The organism is Cyclobacterium salsum (assembly GCF_010119245.1).
Classification (GTDB): domain Bacteria; phylum Bacteroidota; class Bacteroidia; order Cytophagales; family Cyclobacteriaceae; genus Cyclobacterium; species Cyclobacterium salsum.
In genome coordinates this window covers 38,149-52,225 of record NZ_WNKG01000010.1, presented here as the reverse complement: position 1 = coordinate 52,225, position 14,077 = coordinate 38,149, and the positions used below count along the sequence as shown (strand labels likewise).

The 14,077-nt window shown below is 46.6% G+C and carries 12 protein-coding genes; 3 read left to right on the top strand and 9 right to left on the bottom strand.

Annotation, left to right across the window (positions count from 1 at the left end; all coding sequences use genetic code 11):
- Window positions 1–54 precede the first annotated feature (54 nt).
- From GJS45_RS17740 to GJS45_RS17710, 7 genes are all read right to left on the bottom strand, one after another.
- Complete coding sequence (locus GJS45_RS17740) at window positions 55–618, bottom strand: hypothetical protein (RefSeq protein WP_162343214.1); 564 nt, start codon at window positions 616–618, stop codon at window positions 55–57.
- A gap of 15 nt (window positions 619–633) precedes the next feature.
- Entirely contained in the window at window positions 634–2,205 is a 1,572-nt protein-coding gene (locus GJS45_RS17735; RefSeq protein WP_162343213.1) for a hypothetical protein, read from the bottom strand.
- Window positions 2,206–2,216: 11 nt separating this feature from the next.
- Complete coding sequence (locus GJS45_RS17730) at window positions 2,217–3,158, bottom strand: S49 family peptidase (RefSeq protein WP_162343212.1); 942 nt, start codon at window positions 3,156–3,158, stop codon at window positions 2,217–2,219.
- A gap of 104 nt (window positions 3,159–3,262) precedes the next feature.
- Complete coding sequence (locus GJS45_RS17725; protein WP_162343211.1) at window positions 3,263–5,221, bottom strand: right-handed parallel beta-helix repeat-containing protein; 1,959 nt, start codon at window positions 5,219–5,221, stop codon at window positions 3,263–3,265.
- A gap of 1 nt (window position 5,222) precedes the next feature.
- Window positions 5,223–7,076, bottom strand: a complete 1,854-nt coding sequence (locus tag GJS45_RS17720; RefSeq protein WP_162343210.1) for a sialidase family protein — start codon at window positions 7,074–7,076, stop codon at window positions 5,223–5,225.
- Window positions 7,077–7,078: 2 nt separating this feature from the next.
- Entirely contained in the window at window positions 7,079–7,513 is a 435-nt protein-coding gene (locus tag GJS45_RS17715) for a hypothetical protein (RefSeq protein ID WP_162343209.1), read from the bottom strand.
- 55 nt (window positions 7,514–7,568) lie between these two features.
- On the bottom strand, window positions 7,569–8,096 hold the full coding sequence (locus GJS45_RS17710; RefSeq protein WP_162343208.1) for a hypothetical protein: 528 nt from the start codon (window positions 8,094–8,096) through the stop codon (window positions 7,569–7,571).
- Window positions 8,097–8,704: 608 nt separating this feature from the next.
- Here GJS45_RS17710 and GJS45_RS17705 point away from each other — a divergent pair.
- The 3 genes from GJS45_RS17705 to GJS45_RS17695 all read left to right on the top strand — a co-directional run bounded on the left by GJS45_RS17705 (window position 8,705) and on the right by GJS45_RS17695 (window position 12,884).
- Complete coding sequence (locus tag GJS45_RS17705) at window positions 8,705–8,998, top strand: hypothetical protein (protein ID WP_162343207.1); 294 nt, start codon at window positions 8,705–8,707, stop codon at window positions 8,996–8,998.
- A 67-nt stretch (window positions 8,999–9,065) separates the two neighbouring features.
- Window positions 9,066–12,284 (top strand): type ISP restriction/modification enzyme, encoded by a 3,219-nt coding sequence (locus GJS45_RS17700; protein WP_162343206.1) that lies wholly within the window; start codon window positions 9,066–9,068, stop codon window positions 12,282–12,284.
- 33 nt (window positions 12,285–12,317) lie between these two features.
- Entirely contained in the window at window positions 12,318–12,884 is a 567-nt protein-coding gene (locus tag GJS45_RS17695; protein WP_162343205.1) for a mobilome CxxCx(11)CxxC protein, read from the top strand.
- Between the two features lie 356 nt (window positions 12,885–13,240).
- Here the strand turns inward: GJS45_RS17695 and GJS45_RS17690 are convergent, their stop codons facing one another.
- Both GJS45_RS17690 and GJS45_RS17685 read right to left on the bottom strand, forming a co-directional pair.
- The gene (locus GJS45_RS17690) at window positions 13,241–13,696 is read right to left on the bottom strand and encodes a hypothetical protein (RefSeq protein ID WP_162343204.1); all 456 of its coding nucleotides are present in this window, start codon (window positions 13,694–13,696) and stop codon (window positions 13,241–13,243) included.
- Entirely contained in the window at window positions 13,693–14,055 is a 363-nt protein-coding gene (locus GJS45_RS17685) for a hypothetical protein (protein ID WP_162343203.1), read from the bottom strand. The genes GJS45_RS17690 and GJS45_RS17685 overlap by 4 nt, the downstream gene beginning before the upstream one ends.
- Window positions 14,056–14,077 lie beyond the last annotated feature (22 nt).

The window sequence follows — 14,077 nt, the reverse complement described above, 5'->3', positions numbered from 1 at the left end:
AAAAAGCCCTCCGTCCGGAGATCCGGGCCGGAGGGCGGTTGAACATGGATTCGATTAGATACCTGATCCGGCAGATCCGCTGCCGATCACAGGCGGATCATAGACAGGGGGATCGTCGTCCCTGTAGTGGATCATCTTGTTAAAGGATCGCTGCCCGGAGACCATCGTGAGCGTGCTCATGATTCCCTCCTGGTTGTCCTGTGCTTCCACACTCATGAAGAGCGGATTACAGGGCGTTCCCTGCAGTCGGGTTCCCAGTGCGTCCCCACACTCTTTGGTGATGATCAGGAAGCCTTCATTCAGGTGCTCCTGCAGCCAGGCGGCGAAGTGCTCATCGTCACCTGGTCGCTGGCCTTCGAAGTTGCTGAGCCATCCTGCCATCTCTTCGCTGGCTTCTCCTTCGGAGGAGTCAAAGCGATTGATGGATTTGGGATTCATATACACCGCCATGGCTTTTTTCCCATCTTTAAGGACGATGGGAGAAGTAGACTTCACCCCATCTTTCGTCGGCATGCTTTCCACATCCTCAGAGAGAATGAAAATAACATTGGGCTCTTTAGGCTTGGGAGCACCTGCCCCCAGCCTAATTTTCGGTATGGATACTTTTACGTATGTCATGATTTACCTCCTTTTTTAGATACCGCCGCCGGCGCTACCGCTTCCAAAATCGGTCACTGACTTAGTGGCATCAGTGCCCTTAAACTGCTGGTAAGTGTCATGTGCACCATATACACTGGTGATCAGCGCATGCGGATCATAGTTGGCAGGGCAAAACGCAAATACAGCTTCCCCGTAATCAAAACCTGCACCTAACCAGTATTCACCAAAAAGTCTGGCTTCATAGTCCTGCTTCTGCACGTCGTTGATCACATTTGGGGCGGCATTGATGTGGCGCAGCTTCACCATATTGGCCTTTGGCGTAGCAAATAGAATCGGAGATCCATACATACCGTCCATCTCGGTAAGGACGTGCCGGCTGTAGTCAATTCGATTACTGCCAAACTCGTGGTTTTCCGTACCGGATCCGGTACCCCACTTGTTTTTGTAAGCCTCTCGGTACCTCATGCGCAGCTCGTAGGAGCAGCCCACATTCATGGGCATGGTGCGGAATACCGGTGCCATCCACTTGAAGAAATTGGCGAAAAAGTCCAATACCTCCTGATCCGTCGCAGTTTTGTAATCAAAACCCTCTCCGTCAAAAAAGCGGATATTGGCCGGATTGCCTCCGGTCCGATTGGTGGCAATGATGGTCTCCAGACCGTCCATGGATTTCTCCGGAGCCTGTCCGGCATCACCAGCATTCACATTAGACCAGTCCAGCTCCTCAAACTTTCCTTTCCAGATCATCCTCAGCTCGATATCCTGCATCAGCTGGGGATACATCAGTTTTTGCCAGATGTAGTAGAAGATCGGCATCTGATCGATGGCCAGGTTTTCCCGGTACATGTCAAAGATGTAGCTGGTCAGCACCTCCGAAGGCACGATGGGGAAGTTGATCTTGTGCCTTCTGTTCTGGATTTTCAGGGGCCTGAACTGGCTTTTGCCGCTTGGGGTCCACTTATTCACGTACTGCTGTGACACAGAGGTGATCAGTGCCTGAATGGCCCTTCTTTCGGTTACTGCCGGGGCTTCTGTAAAATAACTCGCAGAACTGAACCCCTGAAAGATGGTGTCCAGTATGGCAAAGTTATTTGGCCCCTGGCTCAGGTAGGTGCCGAATTCCTGCATTAGATCTGCGACATCGATGGTAGAACCTTCTGCCAGATAGCCGTTTTTCATGAATGCGGTCAAAGCCTTGTAATGAGGCTTGGAAGCATCCACTTTCAGAATCGTTTTTACACCCTCCCTTCGGGGCATACCTACCGCCTCAGGTTTTGGTTCAGGCTCGGGAGAGGAACTCAACTGGGCGATACTCGCCTGCAGCGTTTCCTTATCCTTTTTCGCCTGGTCCAGTTGTGCCTGTAGCTGTGTCAATTGCTCCTGGTTTTGCGAGGCATTGTGGGAAGTGATGGCGTCGATCAGCGGCTGCGGATCGGCACTGGCTTCCTTCATGGCCTCCTTGAACTTGTCAACGAACGGTTGACCGAGCACATCGGCTAGCTTTTCCCCTTCCTCTTCGGTGAGGGTAAGCTGGCCGGACTCGTCCTTGGAGAACTCCTTGAGTCCGAGAAGGCCGAGTACAATGGCTTGCATTTTTTTGAACATCGGATAAACGTTTATATGAATTGTTTTGCGTGAGACTTAGCTATAGCGATTTCCACCGCCGTACTGCCGGTGCCTACCCGGTCGATCAGGCCCATGGTCTGAGCTTCTTCGGCAAAGTAGGTTTTCCCGTTTAGGATACCCTTTGCCTGGCTATTGAGCTTACCGGCTCTATTGGCCTTCACTGCCTGCTGAAAGGTCCGTGCCAGTGGATCCAGTTCTTCCTCCCGGATCAGATCGTATTTCCCTTCCAGGGCAAGTTCAAAAGCCTTGTTTTTCTCGCTGCTTTCGCTGCTGTAGATCGTGTGAAACTTGATGCCCTTCTCTTCATGGTATCCTTTCACATCCACGAAGCTCATCATCACCCCGATGGATCCAATCTCTGCACTGATGCCGTTATCGGCCACGATGTAGTCCGCTTCCGAAGCCACCCAGTAGGCAGCCGAGCAGGCCATGTCTACCGAAGCCACCACAGGCTTACCGGCTGCTTTGGCCATGCGGATCACATCCACCAGGGGAGCCACGGCATCCACTGCCCCGCCTCCGGAGTCAGTGTCCAGTACGATGGCAGAAATATTCTTGTGCGCGACAGCATCCATCATAAAGGAGGCGATCTCCGTAGTTCCGTATTCGCACATAGTCCCGTATTTGAGCATGTTGCCCTTCACGGGGATGATGGCCACCGAACCTTCCGGAGCACCGTCATAGGGGGAGCCGGTATCGGCTTCGGCTTCGTCCTCTTCTTCGTCAAAAAGCAGGGAACTGCGGACCAGCCCGGAGGCAGATACAGACTGCAGCTTAAGCGATCTGCGCTGCCGGGTATGGCGATCCGTACGATTGATGATATCTGCCGCCTGGAATCCCAGCCCCAGGGCGATATCCGGACGTAGGAAGAACTTCCCCTTCAGGATCTGAGAAACAAGAAGAAACTGCCAGTTACCTGCGAGACGTGTCATAGTAGGTTGTTCTTTGATACAAGTTTACCATGTGCCCCGCAAGGGGAAAAGGACAGCATTTTCGAAAAACGTCGTATTACAATGGAGATTTTTTCAAGGAAAAATTAGGGTGTTTCCACAAAACGAATCCCCCTTACATAGCCAATCGGATAGCCCGGCCCCGGGAAATCACTCACCCGGAAAAGAAGTATAGAACTGTTTGGATTCAGGATGACTTCCCCTGTACTGTACTCGACCTGGTCCCAGTCTTCATAGATTCCATCGAGGGAGAAGCTTTTGGGCTGATCCGTGTCATTGGCAAAGTATACCGACCCTTCCGGATCATAGGGATCTGTAGTACTGGCAGCATCAAAACCATAGGTACTTCGCCAATCTGCCAGGTTAAAGTCCGTGTCGTAATTATTGGTTAGGTGTACATTAAATGGATTGGCATCCACTGCATCCAGCTGATTGTTATCAATCGCTCCGTATAAAAACGGATCATCTCCGGAAAAGTCCCCGAGCGTACGGGCAGCGATTAGTTTCTGTCCGGTAAGGGCTTTGAAAATATTGTCCTGCACGCTAATGTTTCGCACACGCAAGGTATTACCAACCCCTTGCACATTGTCGTCTGAGATATACAGGATCTTTCCGCCATCTATGCCAATATTGTTATGATAGCTGACATTTTGGTTGTTATGGATGTAGTAGCAGTACCCGCACTTTTCCGCATAGTTGAATCTAACGGTCACGTTTTGACAATTGTCATCCGTGTAAAATCCGCAGGTATCATATTGTGGCGTTCCGCCAATGCCATCAATGTTACCTATGCAGTCGAATGCAATGTTATACTCGCAAATGATATTGGTATAGGGGCTGGAAAAATTCCCGAAGCTATAAAAAGCCGCCGCATCCGAAACGGTCAATCCGCACTTTTCCGCATAGTTGTGCCCCACGTAGCAGTTATTACCCCGATAGTACACCCCACAGTTACCTACTTGAAAAAAGAAATTCCCATCGATCAAGGCATTGTGCTCGGTATTGTTGATATGAATACCATTTTGCTGATTGGAACCTCCCTGGCCCATGCCCGGAATGGCAGCAATTCGGAAAAAATTGCTTCCGATCACCGTCAGCCCTTCGCTGGCATCGCGGTTGTTGATCCCGTTATTGTTTACATCATACATATAGCTATCCACCCAGCTGGCATTTTCAGCCACGTAGGTTTGCAGTCCGTTCATGCCGGCCAGACGGGATACGCAGCTGGTAAAGTTCACATTGTGCGAATACTCCAAGTAGATATTATGTCCCCAACCACCTTCGAAGATCAGGTTATGGAAGGCATGGTAATCCGAGCCATCCACATGCAGGGCATGCTCATCGAAACTGATGGCTGTATCCAGGGCATTGGGATCTGAAGTACTATAGAAGTATACCGTATCGGTAGCTGCATCATAGCACCAGTCGCCCTGCTCCGCAAGGCAATTGATGTGATTCTGGACAAAATATCCGTTTCCTGCCTTATAGCTGACATCTGATCCGGTCACGGTCAGGGTACTGGATGTTTGCCCGGTTATAGGTGAGCGGTCGATGGTCCACTTGCGTTTCTTGCTTACCAATTCGCCCCCAACAAAATTTGGAGCTCCCGAAAGGTTGGTATTGTCGGTAATGGAGGTGTTTCCCGATGCTGAATCAATGGTATAGTACTCCGCTACCGGCCGTTTTGGCCAGCGGCCAATGGGCTGATTGGCTCCGGATGTGGCCAGGATATTCACCTGATCCAGGGATGCATTCTGATACGCCCAGATATTACCCCCCTGGTCCGACCAGCTGCCGGAAGGATCCACAAATGCCGAAATGATGGGATCCGTACCTATGCCGTAGGCATCCCAGGTATACGGGCTTCCGGCCGTACCATCTTTCCCATCTACATGAAGCGAGGGGTACTTGTAGCCCTTGGCTAGAAAGATGGTATCCCCCGGACTGGCCTCCATTATAGCTTTCCCGGTAGTAGCAAATGGACCGGCCTCCGTGCCTGGGTTGGTGTCGCTGCCTGCAGATGGATTTACGTACCAGTTGGCCATATCAGATATTGATTAGGACCCTTTCCCCATTTTCACCGGTACCGATGATCAGAAAGGGAATGTTATTGATAATGCCCCCGGTGATCAGGGTGATCTCGTTGGTCACCGGAGAACTGATTTCCTGCCAGGTCCCAGGAGCTCCGGTCCGGGAGCGAAAGAGACGGCCATCAGTAGCACCCACATACAGGTAATCCCCTACCGAAGCAATGGCCTTGACCGGTACATCATCAAAACCATTGGAAATGCCATCAAAATTGGCTCCCCGGTCCTGGCTGCGCAGCAGGCGGTTATGGGAACCGGAGGCATTGGAGGTGACAAACATGTCTCCCTTGTGCGCACAGCCAAAAGCAGTAAAATGTCCGGAATCATTGGTGAGAGTAGATGGCTGAAAGGTGGCTCCGCCATCGGTACTGTATTGTACCTTGTTGGTTCCCAGAGGAGCCAGTAATGCAAAGCCATCACCGGCGCAAATCACCACCATGTATTCGTTTTCATCAGGAACGGTGCTGACAGAGAAGGTAAGCCCATCGTCATCGCTGTACACTGCAAGCGGATGGCCTGATGTAGTTGTTCGGCAACAAATAACCCAATTTCCTTTTTTATCTGTGGCAATATCGTAGGGCAAAGAGTTGGCAGGAAGTGTAATGTTGTCCCAGGTCTTCCCCTGATCTGTACTGCGCTTGCACATGTAGGTACCGGCACCGGCATTCCTTCCGGCAATGATGATGGTACCATTCGCCTGGGCAATGGCGTAATTGTCATACCAGCCGGTGGTGAAATCGGTAAAATGGATTAGGTCCCTGGAAACAAAACCTTTGTCTCCGGAACCACCCCCCGATCCAATAATAATTACCGCATCCTCAGCGGCAATCCCCTTTCTCGGAGTAAAGTCATTGTCATACCTGGCTTCCCGGAAAGTAAGTTGATTCCAAAGTCCCATGGGGGCAGTTTCCAAGTAAGCCTTTATATCCCCGCTGCTAATCAGTTTTTTTGATCCCTCAGTGGGTTCCTCATCCGTTTTGACGTATAAAGCCCCTGTTTGTGGATCGATCCCTAACTGATCTCCATTGAAGGGCGAGCCCTTTATTGCCGTATTGGGTAGCTTGTCCGCTTCCTCGGTGATAGAGCTTAGCTTGGTGACGATATCAGCCGGGGTATCGGGAGAGCCTTGAAGGCTATCGATGAACTCTTGTTCGGTTCCCGAATTTCCTTCATTCAGCCATACCTCGTAGGCTGAGAGGCCGTCATCGCCAGCATCGCCCTGATCACCTTTGTCTCCTTTTATATCCAGGAGAAAGTCTGCTTCTGAGCCGGCATTCCCAGCATTGAGCCATACCTGGTATGCGGACAGCCCGTCATCCCCAGCATCGCCCTGGTCTCCTTTATCTCCTTTTAGGTCCAGAAGGAAGTCTGCCTCTGAGCCAGTATTTCCAGCATTGAGCCATACCTGATATGCGGACAGACCGTCATCACCAGCATCGCCTTGGTCACCTTTGTCTCCTTTTATGTCCAGGAGAAAGTCTGCCTCTGATCCGGTGTTTCCAGCATTGAGCCAAACCTGATAAGCGGACAGCCCATCATCGCCGGCATCGCCCTGATCACCTTTCAGGCTATTGATGAAATCCTGTTCCGTACCACTATTGCCCAAATCCAGCCAGGCCTGGTAGGCCGATGGTCCCGGATCTCCCTGGTCGCCTTTGTCACCTTTAGGAAGCGGGGAATCCTTATTCCATTTGTTCATGATGATGTCATTGAACATAGAGGCAATCATCTGGGGATCGATGGTGTTTTCCTCGGTCTGGCTGCCAATAACATTGGCTTTGGCTACTAACTGGCTGTCACTTAAGGCTGACATGGCTATGTGTATTGAGGTGTAAACGGTGGTGAAAAGATACCCTTACCTGCCAGGTCCACTATCCGAAAGGGATAGGCCCAGAAGCGATGGGTAAACTGTACATTCTTTTGCGTGAGGCTGTGGTCTTCGGTGAAGCGCACGGGATGATCCACCGAACCGATCAGCAATGGCGGCTGGCCATCATTGAAATCCAGGCGAACGATCACCGGATCCCGCACCAGGCGCCGCTCTCTGATCCAGGAGCGAAAGGAGGAAGTAAAGCTCCGCCCAGCTTTGCTGTAATCCTCGGCGATGGTCAGGCTGGGTGGTTTGCTGATCGGCAGCTCCTGCCAGGCAGCCGTCACCGCCACCCCTCCGGATGGACTGTATATCAAACGGCTGACTTCCGAAATGAAAGCGTAGCGCACACGGCAGATATGATTAATGGAGCGGATCATTCGCAGTTCGTAAATTTTTCCCCCGATTCCCTGATTTCACGAAATATTTTTCGGTTCAATTCACCAAAATATTTTGCATGCCTGATTCGATTTTCTCATGCCGGTAGTAGGCCTTTTTGGTCAGGCTCCGGCAGCGTACCTGGAGCAGGCGTAGGCCTTCCCGGTATTCCCGTTTCTTTAGGGTCTCATTGTCTTGAAGTAAGTTGGTCAGCTTTCGGCTCACTATGAAGGACTCGATGATGTCTTTCTGCATCATGCCCAGCTTACGGCCCTTCAGGTAAAAGCGGTCAAAGTCGATATGGAAGAAAACTTCCAGCAGGTCATTGATCCGAAGCAGGTCTTCCCGGGAAAAATACAGGTGGTAATTCGGCGCATTTTTAAGGCTGTCGGTTTTCGGTAGCAGCAGCTGTAGCGCCTGGGGATCCCGCTCTGGCTTTACTTCGGTATAGCGGACAAAGCTGCAGATGGCTTTGCCCAGGTCAGAATTTCGGTTGATCAGGTAGCGACCTTTTGCATCCAGGGGGAACAGGTGCCGGAAGTATTCCCGGAGCAGGTCTTTGTGAACGGTAAGCTGAATATCCATGCTGTTTTTTTATTCAATTTAATCAATTCGCATAATCATCGCAAGTATATCGCATAGCGAGAAATTTATTTTTCTACTTTCTTTTCAAAAAGCTATGTAACCCAATTCTTTTAATTCCCAAGAATGGTGTAACTCTGTAACTTTGTGTTTTTTTCGTGATAAAAACCTGAAAATCAATACCCTAAAAAGTTACTATACCAGGTCAGGAAACTGTGTCCAGGGTTACAGAATTTTGTAACCCAAAAAGGGGAGGGAAGTGGTTACAAAATTTTTTGTAACCAGGGTTATTTGGCTACGAAAAAATGGAGCGATTCGTAACTAATTTAACCTGCTGATTTTAAGGGGTATTCAAGTTGAATTCCTTTATTAGTTACAGAGTTACAAAAATTTCGTGTAAATTATGATTTGAAAGATGCAGGAACGATCGCATAAAGATCCGGCCCGGAATGGCCAGGACTGAAAGAAAGGAAAGCGGTGTCCCTCCCGGCCTGGATCAGGCGCAGTATTGTGACAATGTCCCCACTGAATAGCGGCAGCATGCCATAAGGCTTTGGGCGGAAGAGATGAGGTTTTTTGGAGTACGATTACAACTAATTGATAAAAATGAAATGGAACTAAATGAATTTATTTCTGAAACCATTAAACAGGTTACCGATGGTTTAATGGAAGGTCATGAATATGTTAAAGAAAAGTCGCCAGATTCAGGAGGTATTGAAACTGGTACCAGTAAAATTAATTTTGACATTGGCGTTCAATCTAATGAAGGGAATGTAAATGATGTTGGTGGTAAAATTACAGTTGCTCAAATATTTCAACTAAGAGGGAAATCCGAGTCGAATAGCTCAATACAAAATGTAAACAGAATTCAATTTGATGTAACTATGCATATCGACCATAAATAGGATAACCAAATAAAATGATTATTTGCTTAAACTTTTTTGAATACTCTTTCAGGAATTAGTAAAATAGATGACGGTAGAAAATTATTTGCAAAACCTCGATAAACGCTACCGCTTAGGCAATGCTACGGAGCATACATTTCGAGGAGATCTACAGCAACTCCTGGAAAGCCTGTCTCCTTCTATAAGCGCAACCAACGAACCCAAACGTCAAAAATGCGGTGCTCCTGACTATATCCTGACCAAAAAGGATATACCGGTGGGCTTTATCGAAGCAAAAGATATCGGAGATAAGGACCTTGACGGAGCCAAGAGAACAGGAAATAGGGAGCAATTTGACCGGTATAAGGCCTCACTGAATAACCTGATCTTCACAGATTACATTAACTTCCACCTTTACCGGGAGGGAGAGTTTACCACCAAAATAACCATTGGGGAAATCACCGAAAAGGGCATCAAACCACTTCCGGAGAACTTTGGGGCCTTTGAAAACCTGATTAAAGACTTTAGCAGTCACGTAGGCCAGACGATCAAGAGCAGCAAGAAACTGGCAGAAATGATGGCCGGAAAGGCCCGGCTACTCTCCGATATAATCGGTAATGCACTCACCTCTGACGAGGAAAATCAGGAAGACAGTACGCTAAAAGACCAGATGAAGGCTTTCAAGCAGATCCTGATCCACGACATTACACCACAGGGATTTGCGGATGTCTATGCCCAGACCATCGCCTATGGCATGTTTGCTGCCCGGCTGCATGACCCAACCCTCGGAACCTTTAGCCGGCAGGAGGCGGCAGAGCTGATCCCAAAATCAAACCCATTTTTGCGCAAGCTCTTTGGCTACATCGCCGGACCGGATATCGACGACCGGATCAAATGGATCGTGGATAGCCTGGCGGATATATTCCTGGCCTGCAACGTGGAAAACATCCTGAAGAACTACGGGAAATCTACAAAGATGGAGGACCCCATTATCCACTTCTATGAAACCTTCCTCAGTGAATACGATCCGAAATTGCGTAAATCCCGCGGGGTATGGTATACCCCGCAGCCGGTGGTGGACTTTATCGTCCGTGCGGTAGATGATATCTTGAAGACGGAATTTGATCTGCCCCAAGGACTAGCCGATACGAGTAAGACCACGATAAAAGTCAATACCCAAACCGAGGACCGCCGGTCAGCCACCGGATACAAACAGGTGGAACAGGAAGTGCACCGGGTGCAGATTCTAGATCCTGCCACCGGTACCGGTACCTTCCTGGCCGAAGTAGTGAAGCATATCCACAAGCAATTTGCCGGGCAGGAAGGCATCTGGAGCAACTACGTTGAGCGGCACCTGATCCCACGCCTGAATGGCTTTGAGCTGCTTATGGCCAGCTATGCCATGGCCCATCTGAAGCTGGATCTTCTGCTTACGGAAACTGGGTACAAACCAACCAGCAACCAACGCCTGCGCGTGTACCTGACCAATAGCTTGGAAGAACATCACCAGGACACTGGGACGCTTTTTGCCAGCTGGCTCAGCGCGGAGGCCAATGATGCCAACCATGTAAAAAGAGATACACCGGTGATGTGTGTGATTGGAAATCCGCCTTACGCTGTTAGCAGCACCAATAAAAATGATTGGATTCAGAATTTGATTGCTGATTTTAAGAAAGGTTTGAAGGAAAAAAAAATCAACTTGGATGATGATTATATCAAGTTCATCCGATATGGTCAACATTTTATTGATAAGAATGGAAGTGGTATTCTTGCCTATATTTCCAATAATAGTTTTATTGATGGAATTACTCATCGTCAAATGCGAAAGCATTTATTACAAAGTTTCGACAAAATTTTTGTATTCAACTTGCATGGTAATTCTAGAATAAATGAAACAACACCGGAAGGGCAAATTGACCAAAACGTTTTTGATATAATGCAAGGTGTCTCAATTAATATATTTATTAAAAATGGTAAAAAAAGTAAAACAAGTCTTGGAAAAATATACCATTCTAATTTATACGGTAAGCGCGAAGAGAAGTATGAATCTCTTTCTAAATTGAACTTTAAAAATAGTCTTTGGCAAGAAATCTCAGTAAAAGAACCATATTACTTTTTCGTTCCAAAGGATTTTAAAGATGTTCGGGTTTATAATGATGGGTTCCAGGTAACGGACTTATTTGAAGTTTATGGTTCCGGTTTTAAAACAGAACGAGATTCGGTTACCATACATTTTGCTAAAAATGAAATCGAAAAAGTAGTTAGCGATTTTAAAATTTTAGAAGAGAATCAAATTCGAAGTAAGTATAGTCTTAAAAAGGATGCCAGGGACTGGGGTATAATGCGAGCAAAGGCTGATTTACTGAAGAACGACAATGATAAATTTTATAAAAAGGTTGTTTATAGGCCATTTGATGAAAGGCACACCTATTTTACTGGGAAATCTAAGGGATTTATAGGCACGCCAGGAATGAAAGTCAACTCACTTTTATTAAATAATAACCTAGCGTTACTTTTTAAAAGGCAATGCAAACAAATATTTTCGTATGTGTTCGTAGTTGATAAACCAAGCGAATCTTGTACGTTTGAAAGTGCTTTTGCTAATAATATTTTATTTCCCCTTTACCTTTACCCTAGTCAAAAAAATCAACAAACTATCGAGCAAATAACGGAACGAATACCAAACCTAGATATTAAAATCGTTGAGAAATTTTCTGAATGCCTGAAAATTAAATTTGTTCCAGAGAGGGAAGTAGATGAAAATTTAAATTATGCTCGTGCTACAGAGGAGATTTCGGAGTGCCCTTCCAGTTTTTCCCCTATTGATATTTTAGATTATATTTATGCGGTACTCCATTCGCCAGCCTACAGGGAGAAATACAAGGAGTTCCTCAAAATAGACTTCCCGCGAGTGCCGTATCCAAAGAACTCGGAAACTTTCTGGCAGCTGGTAAAGCTGGGCGGAAAAATCCGGCAGATCCACCTGCTGGAAAGTCCTACCGTAAATCACTACATCACCCGATACCCAATGGATGGCAGCAATGAGGTGGTCAGGCCGAGGTACGTCTCAAATTCCGATGGCGATACAGGTAAAGTGTATATCAACGAGACGCAGTACTTTGATGGGGTGCCGCTGGTGGCCTGGGAATTCTACATCGGAGGCTATCAACCCGCTCAGAAATGGCTTAAAGATCGGAAGGGCCGAAGCCTGGAATTCGACGACATCCTGCACTATCAAAAAATCATCGTGGCCCTTACGGAAACGGATCGCCTGATGAAAGAGGTGGATGAGTTGGATTTTTTCTAAAAACCTATACTCGTGATTAAGTAATATAAGAAAATGGAAGATAGACAAAAAAAATTACGAACCGACTGTTGGGACAAAGCATTGGATTCATTTGGCTATTCTTACATATATTCCAAGAAGATTGAATCTCTAAATTTTCAGCTTAGATGGACAAAGGTATTAGGAATATTGATTCCAGTACTTTTAGGAGGGATTTTAACCTCCTACTATTCATATGAAATCATACTTGAATTAGCTATATATATAACAACACCTATAGCATTAATACAGCTATTACTTTCAGCCTATTTGACAATAATAGGAGCAGATGAAAAGGTAAATACATATTCAACCAAATCTGCAGAATACTCTTTACTCAATTCTGAATTTGAATATTTGGGAAAGTACCCACCTGAAAATGTGAGTCTTTTTCAAAATAAAATGGATATTTTATTGGAGCGGGAAAGAGGAATTAGCAAAGGGAATTTTGATATAGAAGATAAAGAACTTAGAATGGGCATGCGAGCTGGATTAAGAAATTATAGAAGAGGCTGTGCAGGTTGTGGTGAAACTCCTATTTCCATGACCCCAACGGATTGTGAAATATGTGGTAACTACTAAATTTATAATTAAAATGACAGAAAAGGTAAGTAAAATTTTAAGAGGATTTCTCGGGCTAACAAGTACTGAAAGAGATGAGTTTATTAAGGAATTAGAACGATATCAAAAATCCAGTTATTATGACAAATTGGAATTTGAAAGATATGTTAGGCAAAAATCCAGCCTAGGACCAAAAAATACTATCTGCGATTGCTGCGGACGTTAGTTTTTCCCTCTGTTATAATGAGAATAATTGGCTGTACCAATAATATCACTATACCGATAAATACGCTAATATCATAAGTAAAGGTATTAACGGTTAATAGAGTAATTATCGTTATAGTCGCCGAAATCGTATATCCTTTCATGTAAGTAGATTAATGCCTCACCCCCGTCCAATGCACAATCTGACCGCCAAAGATGGGGAAGAACCAATCAAAGAGCTCCTGCAGGGAATCGAAGCCGTCGTTTAAGGCCAGCTCCTGCATGGCTGCCTTGTCAAGTTCCTTCCAGGATCCGTCTGTGACGGTCTCGGAGGCTTCGGGGCGATCCTTTTCCCAGACAAGGATTCGTTGATCCCTGGCGTAAATCCAAATATCCTGGGTACCGGTGCAGTGCTCGAGCTGGGGGATGCCCTGGTTAAACTGGTGGTAATTTTTTGTCCGGATGCCGGTGGCCATGTGGATTCTCATCCCCTCCTTCCAGCGAAATCCCTTCCGGATGGTATGGATTTTAGGACGGAAGCGATCCTGGTTCCCAGTATAGGGAGCCAGAATCTTTTCTTTGAAATAGGTTGGTTTGCCGTGGATGTGGGTTTTGAATCCTAGAATCATTGGGTTACAAGATTATTTGCGTTTCTTTCCTCTATTTCCTTTCGCAGGGATTCATATTCCTCTATCCATTCAATAGGTATGGGTCGCATTTTATTTGCATATCTCATGATTGCGTCACGGATGTCCTTAAATCTCCTTTCCACCCATATGTATCTGGGTAACAATCCAATATCAGGGCTATTTTCTTGCTGGCTGTTTACATCTTTGATAATCCTTTCGATCCAGGATTTTATTTTAACATTTATAAGGTAAACTTTATTAATATCGGTCTTACCGGTCAGTTCGTACTCCCTGACGATTTGCTGTGTTATTAATGCTATTTCATCCTTTTCCTCTTTGTAATCTTCAAATTTTATCATTTGGAATATATGGTTACAAGGT